The 23,659-nt window shown below is 62.9% G+C and carries 20 protein-coding genes; 8 read left to right on the top strand and 12 right to left on the bottom strand.

Annotation, left to right across the window (positions count from 1 at the left end; genetic code table 11):
* Positions 1–133 precede the first annotated feature (133 nt).
* Positions 134–898: a sulfite exporter TauE/SafE family protein gene (locus VOI22_RS12515; RefSeq protein ID WP_323796802.1), complete on the top strand. Its 765-nt coding sequence runs from the start codon at positions 134–136 to the stop codon at positions 896–898.
* Positions 899–937: 39 nt separating this feature from the next.
* Positions 938–1,222 (top strand): putative quinol monooxygenase, encoded by a 285-nt coding sequence (locus VOI22_RS12510; RefSeq protein ID WP_323796801.1) that lies wholly within the window; start codon positions 938–940, stop codon positions 1,220–1,222.
* A gap of 37 nt (positions 1,223–1,259) precedes the next feature.
* Here VOI22_RS12510 and VOI22_RS12505 read toward each other — a convergent pair whose 3' ends face one another.
* Complete coding sequence (locus tag VOI22_RS12505; protein ID WP_323796800.1) at positions 1,260–2,111, bottom strand: hypothetical protein; 852 nt, start codon at positions 2,109–2,111, stop codon at positions 1,260–1,262.
* Positions 2,112–2,376: 265 nt separating this feature from the next.
* Between VOI22_RS12505 and VOI22_RS12500 the strand changes: the two genes are divergently transcribed.
* Both VOI22_RS12500 and VOI22_RS12495 read left to right on the top strand, forming a co-directional pair.
* The gene (locus VOI22_RS12500; RefSeq protein ID WP_323796799.1) at positions 2,377–2,790 is read left to right on the top strand and encodes a DUF350 domain-containing protein; all 414 of its coding nucleotides are present in this window, start codon (positions 2,377–2,379) and stop codon (positions 2,788–2,790) included.
* Between the two features lie 5 nt (positions 2,791–2,795).
* Positions 2,796–3,662, top strand: coding sequence for a serine protease (locus VOI22_RS12495; protein WP_323796798.1), 867 nt, complete (start codon positions 2,796–2,798; stop codon positions 3,660–3,662).
* Between the two features lie 52 nt (positions 3,663–3,714).
* Here the strand turns inward: VOI22_RS12495 and VOI22_RS12490 are convergent, their stop codons facing one another.
* Positions 3,715–5,850, bottom strand: coding sequence for a protoglobin domain-containing protein (locus VOI22_RS12490; RefSeq protein WP_323796797.1), 2,136 nt, complete (start codon positions 5,848–5,850; stop codon positions 3,715–3,717).
* Between the two features lie 281 nt (positions 5,851–6,131).
* Here VOI22_RS12490 and VOI22_RS12485 point away from each other — a divergent pair, with 281 nt between their 5' ends.
* Entirely contained in the window at positions 6,132–7,256 is a 1,125-nt protein-coding gene (locus VOI22_RS12485) for a PQQ-dependent sugar dehydrogenase (RefSeq protein ID WP_323796796.1), read from the top strand.
* A gap of 86 nt (positions 7,257–7,342) precedes the next feature.
* Here VOI22_RS12485 and VOI22_RS12480 read toward each other — a convergent pair whose 3' ends face one another.
* On the bottom strand, positions 7,343–8,668 hold the full coding sequence (locus tag VOI22_RS12480) for a serine hydrolase (protein WP_323796795.1): 1,326 nt from the start codon (positions 8,666–8,668) through the stop codon (positions 7,343–7,345).
* A gap of 302 nt (positions 8,669–8,970) precedes the next feature.
* On the opposite strand from VOI22_RS12480, the gene putA reads away from it, so the two are divergent.
* The gene (putA, locus tag VOI22_RS12475; RefSeq protein WP_323796794.1) at positions 8,971–12,858 is read left to right on the top strand and encodes a trifunctional transcriptional regulator/proline dehydrogenase/L-glutamate gamma-semialdehyde dehydrogenase; all 3,888 of its coding nucleotides are present in this window, start codon (positions 8,971–8,973) and stop codon (positions 12,856–12,858) included.
* A 29-nt stretch (positions 12,859–12,887) separates the two neighbouring features.
* Here putA and VOI22_RS12470 read toward each other — a convergent pair whose 3' ends face one another.
* Both VOI22_RS12470 and VOI22_RS12465 read right to left on the bottom strand, forming a co-directional pair.
* Positions 12,888–13,976 carry an enolase C-terminal domain-like protein gene (locus VOI22_RS12470; RefSeq protein WP_323796793.1) on the bottom strand — a complete coding sequence of 363 codons (1,089 nt, stop codon included), beginning with the start codon at positions 13,974–13,976 and terminating at the stop codon, positions 12,888–12,890.
* A complete protein-coding gene (locus VOI22_RS12465) occupies positions 13,973–14,743 on the bottom strand; it encodes an SDR family NAD(P)-dependent oxidoreductase (protein WP_323796792.1) in 771 nt (256 codons plus the stop codon). The genes VOI22_RS12470 and VOI22_RS12465 overlap by 4 nt, the downstream gene beginning before the upstream one ends.
* Positions 14,744–14,911: 168 nt before the next feature.
* On the opposite strand from VOI22_RS12465, the gene VOI22_RS12460 reads away from it, so the two are divergent.
* Together VOI22_RS12460 and VOI22_RS12455 are read left to right on the top strand one after the other, a co-directional pair.
* Entirely contained in the window at positions 14,912–16,021 is a 1,110-nt protein-coding gene (locus tag VOI22_RS12460) for an S-(hydroxymethyl)glutathione dehydrogenase/class III alcohol dehydrogenase (RefSeq protein ID WP_323796791.1), read from the top strand.
* A 7-nt stretch (positions 16,022–16,028) separates the two neighbouring features.
* Positions 16,029–17,099, top strand: a complete 1,071-nt coding sequence (locus VOI22_RS12455) for a hypothetical protein (protein WP_323796790.1) — start codon at positions 16,029–16,031, stop codon at positions 17,097–17,099.
* Positions 17,100–17,144: 45 nt separating this feature from the next.
* Here VOI22_RS12455 and VOI22_RS12450 read toward each other — a convergent pair whose 3' ends face one another.
* The 7 genes from VOI22_RS12450 to VOI22_RS12420 all read right to left on the bottom strand — a co-directional run bounded on the left by VOI22_RS12450 (position 17,145) and on the right by VOI22_RS12420 (position 23,658).
* The gene (locus VOI22_RS12450; RefSeq protein ID WP_323796789.1) at positions 17,145–17,498 is read right to left on the bottom strand and encodes a cupin domain-containing protein; all 354 of its coding nucleotides are present in this window, start codon (positions 17,496–17,498) and stop codon (positions 17,145–17,147) included.
* 158 nt (positions 17,499–17,656) lie between these two features.
* Positions 17,657–18,400 (bottom strand): SDR family NAD(P)-dependent oxidoreductase, encoded by a 744-nt coding sequence (locus VOI22_RS12445; protein ID WP_323796788.1) that lies wholly within the window; start codon positions 18,398–18,400, stop codon positions 17,657–17,659.
* Positions 18,401–18,531: 131 nt separating this feature from the next.
* Complete coding sequence (locus tag VOI22_RS12440; protein ID WP_323797022.1) at positions 18,532–19,767, bottom strand: folylpolyglutamate synthase/dihydrofolate synthase family protein; 1,236 nt, start codon at positions 19,765–19,767, stop codon at positions 18,532–18,534.
* Positions 19,768–19,867: 100 nt separating this feature from the next.
* The gene (accD, locus tag VOI22_RS12435) at positions 19,868–20,788 is read right to left on the bottom strand and encodes an acetyl-CoA carboxylase, carboxyltransferase subunit beta (RefSeq protein ID WP_323796787.1); all 921 of its coding nucleotides are present in this window, start codon (positions 20,786–20,788) and stop codon (positions 19,868–19,870) included.
* A 37-nt stretch (positions 20,789–20,825) separates the two neighbouring features.
* Entirely contained in the window at positions 20,826–21,662 is an 837-nt protein-coding gene (gene trpA, locus VOI22_RS12430; protein ID WP_323796786.1) for a tryptophan synthase subunit alpha, read from the bottom strand.
* Positions 21,662–22,891 carry a tryptophan synthase subunit beta gene (gene trpB, locus VOI22_RS12425; RefSeq protein ID WP_323796785.1) on the bottom strand — a complete coding sequence of 410 codons (1,230 nt, stop codon included), beginning with the start codon at positions 22,889–22,891 and terminating at the stop codon, positions 21,662–21,664. The genes trpA and trpB overlap by 1 nt, the downstream gene beginning before the upstream one ends.
* A 125-nt stretch (positions 22,892–23,016) precedes the next feature.
* Positions 23,017–23,658 carry a phosphoribosylanthranilate isomerase gene (locus VOI22_RS12420; protein WP_323796784.1) on the bottom strand — a complete coding sequence of 214 codons (642 nt, stop codon included), beginning with the start codon at positions 23,656–23,658 and terminating at the stop codon, positions 23,017–23,019.
* Position 23,659 lies beyond the last annotated feature (1 nt).

The raw sequence follows: 23,659 nt of genomic DNA, 5'->3' as shown, positions 1-23,659 counted from the left end.
CCCGCAATCGGGTCCTCAATCTACATGGCGCGTGCTCTGGCACAAGTCACCAAAGCGATAGGGTGGCAGCGGGGCGGTGATGGGGTAAGCTGCGGCCGCTTTTGATGAATTCCTGCGTTGGGGGACGCCGTCCGTGATTGAATCCTTATTGCCTGACTCCGTGCCGCTATGGGCGTGTATATCGCTGATCCTTTTCAGCTATGTGACGTCCGCTGTGACTGTGGCCTTCGGTCTTGGGGGAGGGGTCATGATGTTGGTCGCGATCGGCTCCGTGCTGCCGCCGCTGGCGGTGATCCCGGTACATGGCGTTGTCCAGTTCGGCTCCAATGCCGGGCGCGCCTTTGTGATGCGTGAGCACACGGAGCGGAAGCTCTTCTGGTTTTTTCTGATCGGCGCCCTGATCGGTGTCGCGCTTGCGGCGCAGATTGTCGTTTCCTTGCCGCAGGCGGCCCTGCAGGCGGTGCTGGCCTGCTTCATCCTTTACACGGTCTGGGGACCGAAGCTCGGCAAGCACAAGGTGCCGGCGGCGGGTTTTATCGGGGTCGGCGCGGTTACAAGTTTCGCCACGATGTTCGTTGGCGCGACCGGCCCGCTGCTGGCCGCCTTTCTGCCGCCTGATCGCTACGGCAAGATGGTCACGGTGGCGACCCACAGTGCCTGCATGACGGTGCAGCACGGTGTGAAGGTCGTCGCGTTCGGCATCGTCGGCTTCGCCTTTCCGGAATGGATCCCGTTGATCGTCGCCATGATTGCGACAGGGTTCCTCGGCACGGCAACCGGCAAGAAAGTGCTGGAATGGATGCCCGAGCGTGCTTTTGCGATCGGCTTCAAGACCGTTCTGACATTGCTGGCGGCGCGTCTGCTCTGGGTCGGCGTCAGCAGCCTGATCGGGTCCTGATCCGGACCGATCCACTTTGCCCTTGGAGGGACGAAAGCGATGTATGTCATCACCGTCGAATTTCATATCCGGCCGGCCATGGCGGCGGCGTTCAGGGAGGCAATGCTGGAGAATGCGGTGGCCTCGTTGAGGTTCGAGCCCGGATGCAATCAGTTCGATGTCTGCTTCGATCCGCAAGACCCGGCGCATTGCTTTCTTTATGAGCTCTATGACGACGAAGGGGCCTTCAAGGACCATCTCGCAAGCGACCATTTCAAGGCCTTCGACAGTCGCGTCGCGCCGATGATCGAGCAAAAGAATGTGAGTGTCTGGGAGCGTGCCTGAGTCTGACCGGGGATCGTCAGATCGAAGCCGCGGGCGGCTATTCCGCCGGAACCGGTTCCGGGGAGAGGCCTTCGACTCTGGCGGGCATTTCTGCTGAGCCTTCCACGTCGACGCCCTGCACCGCCGCCGGTGTGAGCGGCATCGGGCGGACCACCGGGTGCATCTTGATCGAGCGGATCTTCAGATCGTGGATCGCATCGCGTGGCACGTATTCCACGGCGATGCGGGCCAGTTGCCGCCGGAGCTGCGGCAGGCGGATTTGCCAGACCGCGCTATCGACCAGACGCTGGATCTCGGTCTGGCAATGCAGCGATATAGCTTTGGACTTTTCGCGGATCACCTGGGCGCTGGCTGGGCCCGGCGCGGTGAAGATGACGTCGATCACGAATTTCTGGTCAAGCCCGCGATCGCTTTCGAAATAAACCTCGATCGGCGGCGTCAGCCGTACCGGCTCGATCCGGATATACCGGTTCGGGTCGTGGCTGACGATCGGGTCGAAATGCAGCACGCTCATCATCGCCGTGATCAGGCATGTGCCCATCGTGATGAAGCCGAAAAGATGCGCCCAGGGCATATGGTCGAGGGTGACCGGGGTCATCGGGTAGGTCACCAGGCGCTGGTAATAGTCCGGATCGACCCGCCAGTTGAAGATGTTCACGTGAAGCAGGAACGAGAAATCGCCCCAGTCATTCAGGGTCGGGCCGATGCCGAGGATGGCCGCGTTGTACAGGGCGACAACGAGGCCGGTCAGAAAGATCATTCCGAGGGCGGAGGCCAACCCGGCGCACAGGTGCCACTTCATCCAATACGCGGCAACCTCGACACGATAGCGGTGCATGACACGCGCTTCACGTTCGGCTTGCTCGTCAAGGATGAGGTAGCGTGTCATTAGCGAAAATCGTTTCCTTTTGAAGGTATTTTTAAAATTTAGATTCTGATCTTAAACCATTTTTGATCAATTGACTTAAAATATCAAACCGGACCTATAATTGTCCAGCAGAGCGTTTATTATAAACTGAAGTTACGATGAATATCCTTAAAATTTCGAATATTTAGTGGCGCCCACGCCCGGTCTGACGCATATGTCGTGTCTGTAGGGGGAATGTCTCTGTTGCCGCATTCCCGGCGGGGTTGTTTTAAGGTGAGGTGCGAAAATGTCCGGTGTCTTCAGCAGTCTGATGGCTGGTCTTCCGTATCTGATCGCGCATTTCGCGGCGAGTTTGGGAATGCTGCTGATCGGAACCCTGATCTATATGCGGATCACGGCACATGACGAGATGAAGCTGATCCGGGAAGGCAACGTCGCCGCCGCGCTGTCGCTTGCCGGCGCCATACTCGGCCTGGCGATCCCGCTTGCTTTCTGTCTGGCGGCCAGTGTCAGCCTTGTCGACATTCTGATCTGGGGCACGGTGACTCTGGTGATCCAGATCCTGGTCTTCAGGGTGACGGATCTCGCCATACGCAATCTTTCCACGCGCATTGAAGAAGGCGAGATCGGGGCCGCAACGCTCCTTGTCTCGATCAAGCTCTCGGTTGCTGCCCTTAATGCGGCGGCTGTTTCGGGCTAGCGGCTATGCGCTCTCTTCCGCCTGAGAAACTGGGAATACTCGGCGCCGTGTCAGCTATTGTGCTGGCCGGGTTGTTCGAGTGGGGCGGGGATCTCATGCGGCCGGCACCGGAAGCTTTTCCTGACCGCTCCGGATATGCAGCGCCGCCGGTTCGGGATCTGCCGCCGGGCCGGACGCCGCGCCGGCCTCTGCCGCCACCGAGCCTGTACGATATAAAGCTGAGGATCGAAGAGCGCGAAAAGATCGGTAGCGGCGTTGGTACAGCGTTCGTTGTATCGCCGGATTACTGGCTGACCGCGCGGCATGTCGTCGAGGGATGTGACCGGTTGGGGTTTGTCGTCGACCGGCAGCATGTGGTGCCTATCAGGAGTGATGCGGTGTTGCATCCGGATGCTGACATTGCGCTTGTCCGCGCTGATGCCGGGCGGTCACCAGCGCTCTCTCTTGGTCCGCTGCCGGATATCGGCGATGTCGGATACCATTACGGTTTTCCCGGAACCGGGAAGGGGCGTGTTTCCTCTGCGCTGCTTGGGCGCGGTGAGCTTCATGGAAAGTCGTTGCGCGGCATAGGTCGTCTTGTTTTGGTCTGGGCCGAAACCGGGCGTGAAGGTGTGGCGCCGGGCAGCCTCGGCGGAATCAGTGGTGGGCCAACGCTGGATGCATCGGGGCGTCTGGTCGGCATCGCCATAGCCTCGAACACAAGGCGCGGGCGTGTCTCAACGGTTGCGCCGCGCACGATCCAGCAGATGCTGAACAGCGGAAAAGTTCCGGTTCAGGAAGCGAAGCAGGCCGGGTGGGCCGGGGCCCCGTCCTTCTCCGAGCTGGAGCAGATCGGGACCGTCCGGCAGCTCTATTGCAAGGTGGGCAGCTAACCGGGCGGTATGCCGGTTAGCGCCATTGACCGGGCGTGCTCAGGGGACGTGCTCAGGGAACGAAGGCGCAGCGCATGTTGCCCCAATGGCGTCCGGAAAGCGTGATTGGCGCATCGATTTCCTTCAGCAGCACTTTCTTTCCGCCGCCCATATCCCGGACATAGGTCTGAAGCTGATGCGGCTCCTTGTTGCCCGCCGCCAGCAGCCCCGCCCGGTCGTCGAAAATCCGCCGGTTGCGGCAGTTCGCAGCGTTCCAGACCGGATCGTCTGGGCGTTGCGGCTGCGAAACTGCGGCGTTGTGCGTGCCGATATAGCCGTTCCTGTCGGTAGCGCAGAGCAGCCGGATGCGGTCGTCCCGGTCCTTGTGGTGCTCCTGTATGGGCGTCAGCAACTCGTCGGTAAGATCGACGAACCTGGTCGAATATTGTGCCGGATTGGTGCCCGGCATCGCCGCGTATTGGCTGTCGAACATATCCTCGATGGAAATCCGCCCCGAGTTGACGGCGCTGGCAAAGGCGTTCTCGGCTTCCTGTGCGGCCGTGACGCAAATGTCCCGGAAGACGTCATTTTCACCCATGGCCTGCTCAATCATGGCGCCGATCATTTCGGCGGCCATGGCGTCGATATTCTCGAAGGCGGCGTGGATGCCGAGAGAGGTGGCGGCAACCACGCGGGCCGGAATGCGGACCCCGTTGGGAAGGGTGACGCTGCCGAGCGTTGCCGGCTCTACGGTTTCCTGACCGTCGCACAACAGCAGGGCGCCGCGTGGCGAGAGATCGGCGATGAAGCCTTCTGCCTTGATGGGGCCGAACTGGATCGTCCCGTTGATCACGGTCGGGATCCGGTCGGTCCCCCGGCGGTTCGTATCTTCACCTGCCCGCACAACGATGCCGAGCCGGCGTTTCATGTCGCTCACATTCGTGCTGACATTTTTCGCTAGGGTTTCGATCGCGGTTGCCGACTGGCTGGTGCGCTCCGCATGTTCGGCAACTTTGGCGATGGAGGCGGCGACCTGACCGGTCATTTCCGATGCCTCGTTCGAGGATCGGCCGATCTCGCTGGTTGCAGCCAATTGCTCCTCGACGGCGGAAGCAACCCCGGATGAGATTCCATTCACATCCGCAATTTTTGCAGCGATCCCGGTGATGGCCTCGACCGAGGAACGGGTCGCGGTCTGCACGCCGGCGGTGTGCTGGCTGACCTCCTGGATGGCATTTTCGGTCTGTTGTGCCAGCGATTTCACCTCGGAGGCGACGACCGCGAAGCCTTTCCCGGCCTCGCCTGCACGGGCGGCCTCGATTGTCGCGTTCAGGGCAAGCAGCTTCGTTTGTGCTGCGATGGAGTTAATCAGACCGACGACGGAGCTGATGTTTTTCGTGGCCTCTTCGAGGGCCGAAACCCTCTCACGCGCGCCCTCGGCGCTGTCAGTTGCCTCTGCCGTCAGCCGCGCTGAGTCCGAGACCTGCTCGGCGATTTCCTGGCTTGAGGCGCTGAGCTCCTCGGTCGCGGCGGCGACGGAGTTCACATTTCCGGCGGTGATGTCGGTCGCGCCGCGCACTTCGTTGATCAGCGTCGCCATCTCGGTGGCAGCAACGGCCAAGCCGTTTGTCAGCTCGGCGACCCGTCCGGCCTGCAGCATGACCTCTTCCACGGTCTGATCGATCTCGCGTTCAAGGGTGTCGGCGAGGTTGAGGACCTGATGCTTGAGTTTTTCTGTCTCATCTGACGAGCCGGCGGCACCCTGCGCGAGATCCATACCCAGCGCGATGGCCTTTGCCACGGCGCCGCAATACCGCACAGCATCGTCGGCACGTTTGTACTTGCTGGCAATCAGGCTGAAAAGGCGCGGCTGGATGAAGGCGGCTGCGGCGGTATGCCAGCGCTGGCCGAGGCCGATCCCGGTATGAAGCTCGCCGATCTCTCGGGAGCGCGCGAGATAATCGTCGTTGAACCCGTCATTGAAGAACGATTCCCAGAACCGGCTCTGCGCCTGCTTGAGGATGTCAGGGTCCGGGCCCTGTTCCAGGTTTGCGGCGATTTCCGGGTCGGAGGCGATATGGCGGTAGAATTGATCCAGGATGGACGGCAGCCCCTTTTCGACGAGAGGCCAGGTTTGCTTGAGGGCCAGCAGGGCCCCTTGATCGATTTCGTTAAATGCCTGCCGCCAGGTTTCAGTCTGTTCCGCCATGGGTTGTTTCCCCCTTGTTATTCTGGTTGGCCGTTGATCCAGCCTTGCCCCAAATATTTTGACTTTCCTCAGTCTGAGATTGATTTCATTAATAGTACAATAATGTTCAGGACATTTTCGGAAATTTGTTCGTAGCTCCCGGAATCTCCTATGTGACCTCGCGTTCCTGTAACCTGCTTCCTGACCTCCCCCTTGCTGAGCGGCGTTGCGGCGCCATCTAGATGTCAGGTGACAGAACGGAGGGAATCATGGGGTTGGATCTGTGCTCAGGATTGTTTCGAGTGTCGTCGCGGCTTGCTGCCAGTGCTCTGCTTTTCGGTGCGGCTGCCTGTACGGCAGGCGCCGATATGCCGCGGGTCGAGCGGTCCGATGTCCATGATTTCCGCGTCATGCAGCTAGCCGGCGGGCTGGATCACCCGTGGGGTCTGGCCTTTCTCCCGGATGGCCGCATCCTCGTTACCGAGCGGGAAGGGGCGCTGCGGATCGTCGGGCCGGACGGGTTGGCGTCTGAACCGGTGCGCGGCACGCCGGAAGTCTATGCCTCTGGCCAGGGCGGTTTGCTCGACGTGGTGCTGCATCCGGATTTTGCCGAGAACCGGCTGGTGTATCTGTCCTTTGCCGGGCGGGGCGACGGTGGCGCCGGAACGGAGGTTGCGCGGGGGCGTCTTGACGGTAATGCCCTGACCGGTCTTGAGGTCATCTTCCGGCAAAACCCGAAGGTCGGCGGCGGACGGCATTTCGGCTCCCGGCTGGTTTTTGCGCCTGACGGCACGCTCTTCATCAGCATGGGCGACCGGGGCAGCCATATGAACGAGGCACAGAATCTCGGCACTCATATCGGCACTGTCGCGCGGATCATGGACGACGGCTCCGTGCCGCCGGACAATCCGTTCGTCGGCCGAGAGGGCGCATTGCCGGAAATCTATTCCTACGGGCACCGGAACGTACAGGGTATGGCGCTGCGGCCGGGCACCGCGACGATCTGGGCGCAGGAGCACGGGCCGCGCGGCGGCGACGAGGTGAATATCCTCCGCCCCGGCCGGAATTACGGCTGGCCCGCGATCACCTACGGAATTGACTACAGCGGTGCGATCATTTCCGACAAGACGGCCGCGCCCGGCATGGAGCAGCCGGTGGTCTACTGGGTGCCGTCCATCGCGCCGAGCGGGATGGAATTCTATGACGGCGACAAATTCCCGAACTGGCGCGGCAATCTCTTTGTCGGCGCGCTGGCGCACATGCATCTCCGACGGTTGGTGCTTGATGGCGACAGGGTCACGGAGCAGGAAATGCTGCTCGAGGGGCTGGAGGAGCGCATCCGCGCGGTGAAGCAGGGGCCGGACGGATATCTCTATGTTCTGACGGACAGCTCCGCCGGCGACTTGCTGCGTCTGGAGCCGATGTAATCGGTTCAGGTTGCCGGCGTTTCGAGGGGTTGGTTCTCCTCACGGCATGGCGGCCCGTCAGATATGCCGCGCGTGACCCGGCGCGCTTACTTCGACATCAGGTATTCGGCCACTGCCTGATAGGCAGGCAACGACGTAGGGTCGATGAAGCTGTTCTGCGCCTTTGGGAATGAGGCGAAGCGTACCAGCACCATCTCAGCCGTGGGGTCCACATAGATCGTCTGCCCGTAAACGCCACGTGCGGCATAGGCTTGATGGGCATTGTGGAAAACCCACCACTGGCTGGTGTAGCTACCCTGCGGGATCGTCGGGAAACCGGCGAACTTTGCCGGATCGCCTCCGGTGCGGATTTTTTGCGCCACCTCCGCCGGAAACAGGCGTTCGCCGTTGTTCACGCCTTCGTTCAGCATGACGAGTCCAAGCCGTCCGAGGTCGCGCAGGCCTGCTGAGAGGCCGCCGCCGGCGAAAGGGACCCCCTTGCCGTCGACCGTCTGGTAGGCATCCTGCTCCATCCCGATCCGCCGCCAGAGCCGTTCCGAGGCGAGATCGGCTACGGACTTGCCCGAGACCCGCGAGATGATCCATCCCAGCATGTCCGCGTTGATTGTCTTGTAGTGGAACTGTTCGCCGTGCTTGCCGTCCGGCTTCACCTGCTGCAGGTACTCCCAATATCCGTCCGGACCATTGTATCCCTCGGGCTTGGGCAGCGGGCTTGCCGCAGCTGAATAGATCCAGATATCTGCTTTGGGGTCGGAGTAGTCCTCGGAATACCGGACGCCGGTGGTCATATCCATGACCTGGCGGACGGTGGCGTTCGCAAAAGCGCTATTCTCGATTTCGGGGATGAGGTCGCGCACCGGAAGTGTTTCGTCCAGGGCGCCTTCTTCGACCAGGATTTGGGCCAGAAGCCCGGTGAGCGACTTCGTCATCGACATGGCTGCATGCTTGCCGTCTTCTCTGAGGCAGCCAAAGTAGCGTTCGTAAACGACCCGCTCCTTATGGATGATCAGTATGCCGTCGGTGTAATTGGCATAGAGCGATTCCTCCCATGTCATCTCGTCGTTGCTGTTCGACGGCTTGAAGGTCAACTTGTCGATTGCCTGCTGTTCGCCGGAGAGTTCCTCAGGTGGAAGATATTGCAGTGAAATGGGGGCGCCGAGTCCGCGGCTGATTTGTTTAGTTGGAAGGAATTCTCGCAGGTGGCAGACCGACCACCGGAGCTTCGGAAAACTGAAATAGTCTGAATCCGGCTGCGTAATCAGCTTGTCGGGCGCGGGCGGGAAACCGTCCATCCAGCCCATTACGCGCGGGTCGGTCTCTCTTGCTGACTGTGCGGTTGCATCAGGTGCCGATGCGAGTGTCACGGCAATCGCTGCAGCTAAAACGATCAGCTTAGAACCTGAAAGTGGCATTGACGAATCCTCCCGTCCAAGTCAGGGCCTGCTCTTGCAAGGGTGTTCTTGATCCTTGTCTGCGGAGCAATTTTCTGGCGCCGGCTATGAGGAATGTACTTCGATTGTTGATGTGGCTGTATATCGGAAAGATATCGTCCGACTGCGTTGTCTCGGCGCCGCTCGAGACGGGTTTTCATGACCGCCGGCCGCTACTGGAGTCGATGCAATCGGTCTCGGTTACCCTTTAAAAGAATCAGGTTGCACCTGCAAGGCGTTGCTGGTGTAACCTTCGCTTTCGGATCGATCCAGGGGAGGCGGTAATGGCGGCACAGACCATAGGTGTGAAGGTCAGCGAGGACTTGCGGGCGCGGCTCAAGAGTGCCGCCGACAGGATCGGCCGCACACCGCACTGGCTGGTGAAGCAGTCCCTCGTCGGCGCCATTGAACGGATCGAGCGCGGCGAGCCGCTGGACGGGTATCTTTCGGGTGATGCCGATCTCGATTTCGAGGATGGTGGGGAGTCGGCCGAGCAGACGCCGCGCCCCTTCCTTGAATTCGCCCAGGGAGTGCAGGCCCAGAGCGTGCTGCGGGCGGCGATCACGGCGGCCTACCGCAAGCCGGAGATGGAATGCCTGCCTTATCTGATCTCCGAGGCGTCCCTGACGCCCGCCAAGAAGCAGGCAGCGGAAAATCTGGCCCGCACTCTGGTCGAGGCCCTGCGTGAGAAGAGTGTGCGTGGCGGCGTCGAGGGGTTGATCCACGAATACGATCTTTCCAGTCAGGAAGGCGTCGCCCTGATGTGCCTCGCCGAGGCACTGCTCCGGATCCCGGATAGGCAGACCCGCGACGCGCTGATTCGCGACAAGATCTCCAACGGCGACTGGAAATCCCATCTGGGTCATTCCCCGTCGATGTTCGTGAATGCCGCGACCTGGGGTCTTGTCGTCACCGGCCGGCTGACCGCGACCCAGAGCGAGGACAGCATGGGGGCAGCCCTGACCAAGATGATCGGGCGCGGCGGCGAGCCGCTGATCCGCAGTGGTGTCGACGTCGCCATGCGGATGATGGGGGAGCAGTTCGTCACCGGGCAGACCATCTCCGAGGCGCTGGCCAACAGCCGGGGGATGGAGAAGAAGGGGTTCCGCTATTCCTACGACATGCTCGGCGAGGCGGCGACGACCGCCGAGGACGCGGCCCGGTATCTGAAGGAATATGAGCAGGCCATCCATGCCATCGGCAAGGCCTCGAAGGGCCGCGGAATCTACGAGGGGCCGGGCATCTCCATAAAACTTTCCGCCCTGCATCCGCGCTACTGGCGGATGAAGCAGGACCGGGTGATGGAGGAGCTGCTACCGATCCTGAAAGGTCTGGCAGAACTTGCCCGCTCCTACGACATCGGCCTCAATATCGATGCAGAGGAGATGGACCGGCTGGAGCTTTCCCTCGATCTGCTGGAAGCGGTCTGCTTCGATCCGGATCTGGCGGACTGGAACGGCATCGGTTTTGTGGTGCAGGCTTATTCGAAGCGCTGCCCCTTCGTGCTCGACTACCTGATCGACTTGGCCCGGCGCAGCGGTCACCGGCTGATGATCCGGCTGGTGAAGGGCGCCTATTGGGACAGCGAGATCAAGCGCGCCCAGGTCGACGGGCTGGAAGATTTCCCGGTCTTCACCCGGAAGATCCACACCGATGTTTCCTACCTTGCCTGCGCCAAGAAGCTGCTGGCGGCGCCGGACGCGGTCTATCCGCAATTCGCCACCCACAATGCCCAGAGCCTCGCCGCCATCATGCAGATGGCCGGGCCGAACTATTATGCCGGCCAGTACGAATTCCAGTGCCTGCATGGCATGGGCGAGCCGCTGTATGAGGAAGTCGTCGGGCGTGACAAGCTGAACCGGCCTTGCCGGGTCTATGCCCCGGTCGGCAGTCACGAGACCCTGCTGGCCTATTTGGTCCGGCGGTTGCTGGAGAACGGTGCCAACACCTCTTTCGTGAACCGGATCGCCGATCCTGCCTTCTCCATTGACGATCTGATCGCCGATCCGGTGGCCGAGGCCCTGAAGATCGAGCCGGTCGGAGCGCCGCATCCGAAGATCAGCGCGCCGCGCACGCTTTACGGCCCGGAGCGGCCGAACGCGCAGGGCCTCGATCTGTCAAACGAACACCGACTGGCCTCGCTTTCCGCCGCTTTGCTCTCCAGCGCGGAGACCTTCTGGCAATCGGCGCCGACGGTGGAGGGCGCCTCCGAGACCGGACCTGTACGCGAAGTGCGCAACCCGTCCGACCGGCGCGATCTGGTCGGCACCGTGCGCGATGCGGACGAGGCCGTGATCGACAAGGCGTTCGAGATCGCCGAGGCAGCGGCGCCGGTCTGGGCGGCGACGGAACCGTCCGAGCGTGCGGCCCTGCTTATGCGGGCCGCCGATCTGATGGAAGCCCGCATGCCGGTGCTGATGGGCATTTGCGTCCGCGAGGCTGGCAAGACCATGGCCAATGCCATCGCCGAGGTGCGCGAGGCCGTCGACTTCCTGCGCTACTACGCGATGGAGGTGGAGGCGAAATTCAACATGGACAGCCACCGTCCGCTTGGGCCGGTGGTCTGCATCAGCCCATGGAACTTCCCGCTGGCGATCTTCACCGGCCAGATGTCGGCGGCGTTGGCTGCTGGCAACCCGGTGCTGGCGAAACCGGCGGAGGAAAGCCCGCTGATCGCCGCCGAGGCGGTCCGGCTGATGCATGAGGCGGGGGTTCCGGCAGGTGTGCTGCAACTGGTTCCGGGCGCGGGAGAGGTCGGCGCGGCGCTGGTCGCGGACAGCCGCGTGCGCGGCGTCATGTTCACCGGCTCTACCGAAGTCGCACGGCTGATCCAGGCGGGTCTCGCCGGGCGTCTTGCGCCGGACGGCACGCAGATCCCGCTGATCGCGGAGACCGGCGGCCAGAACGCCTTGATCGTCGACAGTTCGGCCCTGCCGGAACAGGTCGTCGCCGATGTCATCATGTCCGCCTTCGACAGTGCGGGGCAGCGTTGCTCGGCATTGCGTGTGCTCTGCCTGCAGGAAGATGTCGCCGACCGCATGCTGGAGATGCTGAAGGGCGCCATGCACGAGCTGGCCATCGGCAATCCGGACCGGCTCTCGACCGATGTCGGCCCGGTCATCACGGCGGAAGCGCAGGCGGGCATCCGCACGCATATCGAGAGCATGCGGGAGCGTGGCAACAAGGTCGAGCAGCTCGATCTGCCCGCCGACACACGGCACGGCACCTTTATCCCGCCGACCCTGATCGAGATTGGCAGCCTCGCCGAGCTTGAGCGCGAGGTGTTCGGCCCGGTGCTGCATGTGGTCCGCTTCAAGCGGAAGGGGCTGGATGCACTGGTCGACGATATCAACGCCACGGGTTACGGCCTGACCTTCGGGGTGCATTCCCGGATCGACGAGACCATCGACCGGGTGGCCCGCCGCATCAGGGTCGGCAATGTCTATGTGAACCGCAACATCATCGGCGCCATTGTCGGCGTGCAGCCGTTCGGCGGCCGGGGTCTGTCCGGCACCGGCCCGAAAGCGGGCGGCCCGCTCTATCTCACCCGGCTGCTGGCCCGTCGTCCCTTCAGCTCGGCGATCTCGGACCGGGCGCCGGATGTCGGCCCGGAGCCGGCGCATCAGCTCGAAGCCTGGCTGCGTGAGGCTGGCCGGACGAAAGAAGCGGAGATGACGGCGGCCTATATCGCCCGGTCGCCGCTCGGCACCGATCTCAACCTGCCGGGCCCGGTCGGGGAGCGGAACCGCTATCTCGTCCACCCGAAAGGTCGGGTCGCGGCGATTGCACAGGGAGAGGCCGGTTTGCTGCGGCAGGTCGCTGCCATCCTTGCGGCGGGTGACGAAGCGGTGTTGCAGGAGAACGCGACGGCCAGTGCACTGGTCGGCAGCCTGCCCGCAGATCTGAAGGACCGGGTGCACCTGACACAGGACTGGCACGCCGAGACCGATCTCGCCGCCGTGCTGTTCGAGGGCGATGCGGATGCGCTGATCACCGTGCAGAAGCAGGCGGCGGACAGGGACGGCCCGCTGGTCGGCGTGCAGGGCGTGTCGCCCGCCGGGATCGCGTCGGGCCGGGAGGATTACTGCCTCGACTGGCTGGTCGAGGAGCAATCCGTCAGCATCAACACGGCAGCGGCGGGCGGCAATGCCAGCCTGATGTCGATAGGCTAGGCCAGATTGGCGGCTAAGCGGTTTGGCGGCTAGGCCGCGTATTCCGCGATTGCCTTTTCGTCCCAGACGATCCCGGCGCCGGGCATGTCGAGCGGGCTGACCATGCCGTCTTCGATCTTCGGCCGCTCCGCCAGGATCTCCGCGGCAAGGTCGAACCATTCGAGGATGTGACAGGTCGGCGTCGCCGCCAGCAGGTGCACCGAATGATCCGGGAAGAGATGGCTCGAGACCGGGATATTGTGCGCGGCGGCGAGGCCTGCGACTTCCATCCAGCCCGTGACTCCGCCGATCCGCATGGCATCCGGCATGGCATGGTCGATTGCGCCAGCCTCCAGCATCTTCGCCATATCGCGGGCGCCGTACCAGTTCTCCCCGCTCTGCACCGGCGTCGAGATCGCCGCGCGGACATTGGCGTGTCCTTCGAAATCGTCCCACGCCACAGGCTCCTCGATCCAGGCAATGCCTTCATGGTCGAGCAGATGCATGCGCTTGACGGCTTCCTCGGCGGTGAAGGCCTGATTGAAGTCCATCGCCGTCCAGGCGTCGTCTCCGGCAACCGCCTTGATGGCTCGGGCAACGGCGACATCGACCCTCGGGTCGGGATCGCCCGACTTTACCTTGAAGGCCCGGAAGCCGTCTTTCAGGGAGCGCTCGATGTCCCGGGCAGTCTCCTCCGGCCCCATCTGGCCGAGACTATCATAGACCCAGACCGGACGCGGTTCTGCGCCGAGCAGGGAGGCGAGCGGTAGTCCATGCGCTTTTGCCAGGGCATCCCAGAGCGCCATGTCGATGCCGCCGACGGCGCAGGCCATCAGTCCCGGATATCCGGCGAGACGGGTGCGGGTCTTCAGCATTGTCCAGATGTCGCGCGGCATCAGGGGCTGGCCCTTTATCAGCTCTTCAAGTTCGGAGACCAGGAGAGCGAGGGGGCGGAGGAAGAAGGCGGCATAGGGAAACAGATAGGACGAGCCGGTGACGCCCGCATCGGTCTCGATATCCAGCAGCACCAGCGGTGCCGCGTGCAATGTCCCCGACGCGGTTTTGTGCGGCTGCGGCAGGGGCGCGGTGACAGTGCGAACTCGGAAGCTGCCGATCCTGATGTCTTTCGCGCCGGTCATTGGACGGCCACCCGGTAGGCGGAATTCTGCAAACCCGCGCCCATCCAGCCGCCATCGACGCCGATGGACTGACCGGTGATATAAGAGGCCTTGTCGCTGAGCAGGAAGGATGCAAGTTCCGCGACTTCCTCCGGCTCGCCATAGCGGCCCATCGGGATGCCAACCATCCAGTCGGCGACGGCCGCCTCGTCCTGCACCCCCGCGATCAGCGGCGTGTTGATCGGTGACGGACAAAGCGCGTTGACCCGGATCCTGTGCTGGGCGAGCTCGATGGCGGCGGTCTCCGACAGGTTGATCACCCCGGCCTTGGCGGCGCCATAGGCGGCCCGGTCGGCGCAGCCGCGCACACCGCAGACACTCGCCAGCGTGACGATGGACCCGCCGCTTCCCTGCTCGACCATGACCAGTGCCGCCGCGCGCAGCGTCGAATAGACGCCGGTCAGGTTGATGGACAGGACACGTTCGAATTCGTTTGTGTCGGATTCGAGGATCGGCACCCGGTAGCCGATCCCGGCGCTGGCGACACAGGCATTGAGCCCGCCCATGAACTCCGCCCCGGCCCGGATGGCGATATCCAATGCCGCCGCATCGCGCACATCCGTCGCGGCGGTCATCACCCGGTCGCCGCCGAGACTTGTCTGCGCGTCCGCCAGCGCCTTCTCGTTCATATCCAGCAGGCAGACGGTTCCGCCGTCCGCGAGGATCTTCTTCGCGGTAGCATATCCAATGCCGCTGGCCCCGCCGGTAACCACTGCTTTGATACTCATTATCCGGGCTCCTCCCAATTTTATTGTTGCCTCTATCTTTCCCTGCTTTTTCGAACAGGTCGAGAGCGGTGGCGGTTTCAGTATGCTCGGAGACGCGCATTGCAAAAACAGGACTGATGAAAGACTGTATGCCTCCAATTCCGATAGAGGCACGAGAGGGAGCATCCCATGGAAACCAAAGCCGCCGTTGCATTCCAGGCCGGCAAACCGCTCAGCATCGAGACCGTCACGCTGGACGGCCCGCGCGCGGGAGAAGTATTGGTCGAGATGAAGGCGACCGGCCTCTGCCACACGGACGAATTCACCCGCTCGGGCGACGATCCGGAAGGTATTTTCCCGGCGATCCTCGGTCATGAAGGCGCGGGCGTGGTGGTCGATATCGGACCGGGTGTGACCAGCCTGCAAAAGGGCGATCATGTCATTCCGCTCTACACGCCGGAATGCCGTGAGTGCGAATACTGCCTCAACCCGAAGACCAATCTTTGCCAGAAGATCCGCACCACCCAGGGCGCGGGCCTGATGCCGGACGGTACTAGCCGCTTCTCCATCAATGGCGAGAAGATCTTCCATTACATGGGCTGCTCGACCTTCGCCAATCACTCGGTGATGCCGGAGATCGCGCTGGCGAAAGTCCGCAAGGACGCCCCGTTCGACAAGATCTGCTACATCGGCTGCGGTGTGACCACCGGCGTCGGCGCGGTGGTGAACACGGCCAAGGTTGAGCCGGGCTCAAACGTGGTCGTGTTTGGCCTCGGCGGCATCGGCCTGAACGTGATCCAGGGCGCCCGTATGGTTGGTGCCGACAAGATCATCGGTGTCGACCTGAACCCGGCCCGCAAGGAAATCGCCGAGAAATTCGGCATGACCCACTTCGTCAACCCGAAGGAAGTCGAGGGCGATCTGGTGCCGTATCTGGTGGACCTCACCGGCGGCGGCGCCGATTACAGCTTCGAGTGCATCGGCAACGTGAACACCATGCGCCAAGCGCTGGAATGCGCCCACAAGGGCTGGGGCGAAAGCATCATCATCGGCGTTGCCGGCGCCGGCCAGGAAATCTCCACCCGCCCGTTCCAGCTGGTGACCGGCCGCTCCTGGCGCGGCACCGCCTTCGGCGGCGCACGGGGCCGGACGGACGTGCCGAAGATCGTCGACTGGTACATGGACGGCAAGATCGACATCGACAGCCTGATCACCCACACCATGCCGCTGGAAGACATCAACAAGGGCTTCGACCTGATGCATGCGGGCAAAAGCATCCGCAGCGTCGTGGTTTACTGACCTGCGGATGAGTGACCGGGACAGTCCTGACAGCCGCGTGATCCGCCTCGGCCGGCAGAAACTGGTCGAGGCGGCGGCGAGCGCCGGTGCGGAGCCTGACATCGCCGGGCGGATTTGGCAGGAACTGACGCGGGACGCTGCCTATGAGCGGCGTTTCGACATGGTGCATGTGCTCTATTACATGGGTGCGCTCATCGCCATCGGCGCCATGGGCTGGTGGCTCGGCCTGAAATGGGACGATCTGGGCGGCGGGGCGATCGCACTCATCGCTGCCGCCTATGCAGTGCTCTACGGCGCCGTCGGCGCGTACCTTTGGCGCAAGGCCCCCGAGACGAGGACGCCGGGCGGTCTCTGGATCGCGATGGCGGTCGCGCTCACGCCCTTGTTCGTCTACGGCCTGCAGCGCCATTTCGGGCTCTGGGCATTCGACGATCCGGGGGAATACCGGAATTTCTTCCGCTGGATCCGCGGTGGCTGGTTCGCCATGGAAGTGGCGACGATTGCCGTTGCCGTGCTGGTGCTGAGCCGGGTGCGGTTTCCATTCCTGACCGCGATCATCGCCTTCATGCTCTGGTACCTGTCGATGGACCTGACGCCGATCCTGTTCGGGAGCGCGGATTTCGCTTGGCAGGAACGGCGGCTGGTGTCCCTCGTCTTCGGGCTCGTGATTCTGGGCGTGGCCTATAGTGTCGACCTGCGGTCGCGCACGGATTTCGCCTTCTGGCTCTATCTCGCCGGCGCGACGAGTTTCTGGGGCGGCTTGAGCCTATTGGACTCGAGCTCGGAGCTGTCCCGCTTCGGTTATTTCCTGATCAATCTCGTCCTGATACTTGCCTCGGTCTATCTCCGGCGCCGGATTTTCATCATCTTCGGAGCGTTTGGCGTGATCTGGTATCTCGGCCATCTCTCCCTGAAAATTTTCCCGGACGAGGCGCTTTTCCCGATCGCATTGACAGTGACGGGGGCGCTTGTCGTTTTGCTGGGCATATTGCTGCAGCGTCGACACGCAGCAATCGAGGCTTGGCTGGAGCGGTCCATGCCCGGCTCCGTGCTCGCGATGCGGCCGAAGTCGCGCTAGGTCAGCTGCTCCGGACGGTTTTCCCATCCGTCCGGAGCGTTCCGATCAGATTTCTTCTTTCACCGCCGCCGTGGCATCGTCGCCCGTGTTCGGCAGGCCTGCCGGTTCGATCAGCAGCAGATGGGCTTCCTCCTCGGCGACTGGGCGGTGCTTGACGCCGCGCGGGACGACATAGAGCTCGCCCGGATTGAGCGTGACATTGCCCTGCTCGGTCTCGATCCGGATGGAGCCTTTCAGGACGAGGAAGAAGTCGTCGCTGTCGGCATGGTCGTGCCAGTTGAATTCGCCTTTTACCTTCACGACCATGATGTCGTGGCCGTTGAAGGCGGAGACGATTTTCGGCGACCAGTGATCGCTGAATCTCTCCAGCTTTTCCGCCAGATTGATGGCCTGCGGCATTGCTCTCTCCTGTTGCGTGGGGGGGGAGGCCCTTTTTGTCTTACCCAGCATTGGACGTCATCCCGGCCGAAGAGCCGGGACCTCCGGGAATGCGACCGCCGCCCAGAGATCCCGGATCAGGTCCGGGATGACGGTTTTCGTTTGACGGTGTCGGATGTTTACAGGTTCTGCCCGCCATCGACGGCGATGGTCTGACCCGTCACCCAGCGTGCCGCGGGGGAGAGCAGGAAGGCGGCGACGGTGCCGATTTCCTCCGGCGTGCCGTAGCGGTCGAACGGGATCTTGGCGAGGGTGGAGGTATATTTCTCCGGCTCTTCCGTCTTGCGTCGTTCCCAGCTGCCGCCGGGAAACTCGATGGAACCGGGGGCGATGCAGTTTACCCGGACCCGGTCGGCGGCGAATTTCTGCGCGTGGCTCTGGGTCAGCTGGATCACGGCCGCCTTGACCGCGCCATAGGGAATCGAGCCGGAGGCGCCGATGCCGGAGATCGAGGAGATTGTGAGCACCGCGCCTTGGCTGGCGACGAGGTGCGGATAGGCCGCCCAGGTCGCCCGGACCACGCCCATCAGATCCACATCCATGCTCTTTTTCCAGCCGTCCTCATCGTCGGAGGCGCCGAAGCCGGAGGGGTTGTTCACCAGCCCGTCGATGCCGCCGAATGTCTCGGCCGCTGCCGCGATGTAACCGGCTACGGCATCCGCATCCGCAACATCGCAGGGTGCCGTATGCACCTTGCCGCCATGGCGGGAGAGGAAGGCTTCGGCCTTCTTCAGGCTTTCCTCGCTGCGCCCGCAGACGGATACCGCAGCCCCTTCTGCCGCGCAGGCATCGGCGATCGAAAGCCCGATGCCGCGTGTGCCGCCGGTGACGATGATGTTCTTGCCCTTGAGTCCGAGGTCCATACTGCTGCTCCCATTTGAAAACTGTCATTCCCGTGCATACGGGAACCCAGGGACCGCAGGAACAATCCTACGATCGCTGGGTCCCTGCTTTCGCAGGGATGACGACTGAAAATGTGGTAACGCCCGAGACTTCAGGCGTTTCGATTAAGACCGAGCGCATGGCCGGCGAGATAGAGAGAGCCGCAGATCAGGAAACGCACGGACTTGCCTTTTTTCTGGCTGTCCCGAAGCGCCTGCTGGACGGTGGAGACCGGAATGGCGGGTAGGGCCGCGCGCTTGGCGCCGTCCATCAGTGCGTCCTCGGTGAGGCTGTTTTCCTCGCCCGGGATCGGCAGGACGTAGAGCCGCTGGGCCCGTCCCCGCATGTGTTTCAGATAGGCTGCCGGATCGCGGGTATTGAGCGAGCCGAACAGCAGATAGACCGGCAGGGCACCGGGCTCGGCCGCCCAGCCGTCGAGGATTTTCGCGACCGCTTCGCCGGCGCTCTCGTTATGCCCGCCATCGATCCAGATGCTGGAGCCGGGGTTGAGATATTCGGTCAGCGCGCCGCTTTCCAGATGCTGCATCCGGGCGGGCCACGAAGCCTCGGCAATGCCCTTGGCGCGGGCGCCTTCGGTTGTCTTGACGGAAGCTTCGGCGAGATCGGCCGCCATCAGCGCCTGGCCCGCATTGAGGATCTGATGCGCGCCGAGCAGCCCCGGGCGCGGATAGCGCCTTGTCTTGCCGCCGGTGCTGAAAAGCATGCCGTCGCCGCCCTCGGCAATCGTCCATTCATGACCATAGCGGTAGAGCGGAGCGCCGACGTCCGCCGCGCGGGCCTCGATCACGGCGAGCGCCGCGGGGTCCTGCGGGCCGATCACTGCCGGCACGCCGGGCTTCAGGATGCCGGCTTTCTCGAAGGCAATCTTCTCGATCGTGTCGCCGAGAAAACCCATATGGTCCATCGAGACCGGCGTGATGATGGAGACCGCCGGCTTGTCGATCACGTTGGTCGCGTCGAACCGGCCGCCGAGCCCGACCTCGAGCAGCAGAACGTCCGCCGGGGTGCGGGAGAAGGCGAGGAAAGCCGCCGCCGTGGTGATCTCGAAATGGGTGATCGGTGTGCCGCCATTGACCCGCTCGCACTCTTCCAGAATATCCACCAGCGGCGCGTCTTCGATCTCCTTGCCGGCGATATAGAAGCGCTCGTTGTAGCGGACGAGATGCGGTGAGGTGTCGGCGTGGACCTTCCGGCCCGCCGCTTCGTAGATCGCCCGCAGCATGGCAATGGTCGAGCCCTTGCCGTTCGTCCCGGCGACATGGATCACCGGCGGCAGCTTCTGCTCCGGGTTGCCGAGCAGGCCGAGCAGCCTTTCAAGGCGGTCCAGAGACAGGTCGATCAGCTTCGGATGCAGACGTTGCAGCCGGTCCAGGATCGTTTGCGGCGAAAGCGCGGGTACGGAAATTTCAGGATCCTCCGGCGGGCGATCAGCTCTCGCTGTCGTCCTCTTCGCTCTCCGGCTTGTCCGCTTTCGGCATGGCGACGACCACGGCCTTTGGCAACGGATCGCGGACCATGGAGAAGACGCGGATCAACGTGTCGCGCATGTCCTTGCGGTGCACGACCATGTCGACCATGCCGTGCTCAAGCAGATACTCCGAGCGCTGGAAGCCGTCCGGAAGCTGCTCGCGGATGGTTTCCTGGATAACCCGTTGACCGGCGAAGCCGATGATCGCGCCGGGCTCGGCGATATGGATGTCGCCCAGCATGGCGAAGGAGGCGGTGACGCCGCCCGTGGTCGGATCGGTCAGCACGACGACGAAGGGCAGGCCGGACTCGCGGACGATCTCCCGCGCGATCACGGTGCGCGGCATCTGCATCAGCGACAGGATGCCTTCCTGCATGCGGGCGCCGCCCGATGCCGGGAAGACCACCAGCGGGGCTTTCTGGGCCTTCGCAAGTTCGGCCGCACGGACAAGTGCATCGCCGACGGCAACACCCATGGAGCCGCCCATGAAATCGAAGCGGAACAGGGCCAGCACCACCGGCGCACCGCCCATCTTGCCATGCGCAACGATGATCGCATCATCTTCGCCGGTCTTGTGCTGGGCTTCCTTGAGGCGGTCCGTATAGCGTTTGCGGTCCCGGAATTTCAGCGGGTCGAGAACCGGCTTCGGCAGCTCGATCCGGTTAAAGCTGTCGTCGTCGAACAGCATTTTCATCCGGGTCTCGGCGCCGATCCGCAGGTGATGCTGGCAGTTCGGGCAGACCTGCTGATTTTCCTCGAGATTGCGGTGGAAGATCATCTCTCCGCAGCCGCCGCACTTGATCCAGAGATTATCCGGAACGTCGCGCGGTTGCACGAGGGCTTTGATCTTCGGCAGGACCGAGTTGGTGATCCAGTTCATATCCGTCCTCTCCGCAGGGTGCGGTGATTATACTGTTCTAAGACCGGGCGTTCCGTACCCCGGCTGCAAGGTCGGAGACAAGCGCGGTCACGGCGCCGACGGTCTTGCCGGTCGCCTTGCCGGAAGCGTCGAGCGAATCTCTGATGGCATCGACCACGGCCGAGCCGACGATGCAGGCATCGGCGACCGTGCCAACGGCTGCGGCCTGCTCTTTCGTCTTGATACCGAAACCGACGCCAATCGGAATATCGGTATGCTTGCGCAAGCGTGCCAAGGCCGCCGTGACCATGTCGATCGGAACTTCGGCTGTTCCGGTGACTCCGGCGATCGAGACATAATACAGGAAACCGCTGGTGTTGGTCAGTACCGTTGGCAGGCGGGCATCGTCTGTCGTCGGCGTTGCCAGTCGGACGAACGGCAGGTTGCGCTTGACTGCGGGCAGGCAAAGTTCCTCGTCTTCTTCAGGCGGCAGATCGACGACGATCAGGCCATCGGCTCCAGCCTCGATTGCGTCGGTCAGGAACCGCTCGACCCCATAAATATAAATCGGGTTGTAGTAGCCCATGAGAACGACCGGCGTGGTCTTGTCGTCTTCCCGGAAAGCACGGAGCTGAGCGAGGGTATTTACCATACTGCCGCCGGCCTTCAGCGACCGCTGGCTTGAGGCCTGGACCGATGGGCCGTCCGCCATCGGATCGGAGAAGGGCATGCCGAATTCGATCATGTCGGCACCGGCACCGGGCAGGGCTTTCATGATGGCGAGCGAGGTCTCCGCATCGGGATCGCCGGCAGTGACGAAAATGCCGAGACCGGCGCGGTTTTCGTCCTTGAGAGCCGCGAAGCATTTGTCCAGGCGGGAAGCGGTATAATTCATCAGAGTTCGCCCATTTCCTCGAGCCGCGGAATCACCGCATCCAGATCCTTGTCGCCGCGGCCGCAGAGATTCATGACCACGATTTTGTCTTTCGCCAGATCGCCGATCATGGTGCCGACATAAGCCAGCGCATGGCTCGGCTCCAGAGCCGGAATGATGCCTTCCAGCTTGGAGCACAGGGCGAAGGCTTTCAGTGCGTCCGTGTCGGTGGCGCTGACATATTTCACCCGACCGCTCTCATGCAGCCAGGAATGCTCCGGCCCGATACCCGGATAATCGAGACCGGCCGAGATCGAATGCGCCTCGGTGATCTGCCCGTCATCGTCCTGCAAGAGGTAGGTCCGGTTGCCGTGCAGCACGCCGGGGTTTCCGCCGGTCAGCGATGCCGCGTGCTCGCCGCTGTCGATGCCGTGACCGGCCGCCTCGACACCGAAGATTTCCACGCTTTCGTCATCGAGGAACGGATGGAACAGGCCAATGGCGTTGGAGCCGCCACCGATGCAGGCGACCAGCGCGTCGGGGAGCTTGCCTTCGGCCTCCTCAAGCTGCCAGCGGACCTCTTCTCCGATGATGGACTGGAAATCCCGGACCATTGCCGGATAGGGATGCGGGCCGGCGGCTGTGCCGATGATGTAGAAGTGGGTTTCCGCTTTCGAGACCCAGTAGCGAAGCGCCTCGTTCATGGCGTCCTTCAGGGTCGAGGAGCCGGATGTCACCGAAACGACCTTGGCACCGAGCAGCCGCATCCGGTCGACGTTCGGCTTCTGCCGCTTGACGTCTTCGGCACCCATGAAGACTTCGCATTCCATGCCGAACAGCGCGCAGGCAGTCGCGGTCGCAACGCCGTGCTGACCAGCGCCGGTCTCGGCGATGATCTTGGTCCTGCCCATGCGCTTGGCGAGCAGGGCCTGACCCATCACGTTGTTGATCTTGTGCGCGCCGGTATGGTTCAGCTCGTCGCGCTTGAAGTAGAGCTTGCCGCCGCCGAAATGCTCCGTCAGCCGGGGCGCGAAATAGAGTGGGCTCGGCCGGCCGATATAATGCTTCCGGTAATATTCCATCTCCGCCCAGAAATCCGGATCGCCTTTCGCCGTCAGGTAGGCCTTTTCGACCTCCAGGACCAAAGGCATCAGGGTTTCGGCGACGTAGCGACCGCCGAAAATACCGAAATGGCCGTTCTCGTCGGGGCCATTGCGGAATGAATTCAGGGCTGGCGTGGAGCTTGCCATTTATCAGGCTTCCTCGTCGGATCGGGGCTTGCGGACTCGAGGCGCGGGTTCAGGGCGGCTCGCGAAACGCCGCATAATGCGTTGAGCGCTTTTGTAAGGCAAGGCTGGGAAGGCCATTTCGGGTGCTATTGTGCCTGTAAAGCGGCACTGACGAAGGCCCGGATCCTGTCCGGGTTCTTCTCACCCTGTGCATCCTCGGCACCGGAGGCGGTATCGACGGCTTTCGCACCGGTCACCCGGATGGCTTCGGCAACGTTCGACGCATCAAGCCCGCCAGCCAGCATCCAGGGCGTGGTGCCCTTGTAGGCCTTGAGTGCCATCCAGTCGAAAATAAGCCCGTTGCCGCCGGGCAGCTTGTCCTTGTCTTTCGGCGGCTTGGCATCGAACAGGATAAGGTCGGCGATCCCGTCATAGGCTTCGGCGCTGCGCGCGTCCGCCGCATCGGCGACCCGGATGGCCTTCATGACCGATACGCCGAAACGCGCCTTGATTTCCCGCACCCGATTGGGGCTCTCCGTGCCGTGTAGCTGGAAGATGTCCGGATGGGCTGCATCCCGGATAGCCTGGAGAAGCGCGTCGTCGGCATCGACCACGAGGGCGACGACCTTCACCCCGTCCGGGACGTGGGCGACGAGGTCCGCCGCTGCTTCCGGCGTGATCGAGCGCGGGGAGGGCGGAAAGAAATTCAGACCGATGTGGCTGGCTCCGGAGGCGGCGGCGGCCTCGACGGCTTCCGGCGTTTTCAGCCCGCAGATTTTGACATCCATT

The organism is Nisaea sp., assembly GCF_034670185.1.
In the GTDB taxonomy this organism is placed as follows: domain Bacteria; phylum Pseudomonadota; class Alphaproteobacteria; order Thalassobaculales; family Thalassobaculaceae; genus Nisaea.
Note: the sequence above shows the minus strand (reverse complement) of the source record. Positions and strands in the feature narration are given on the sequence as shown.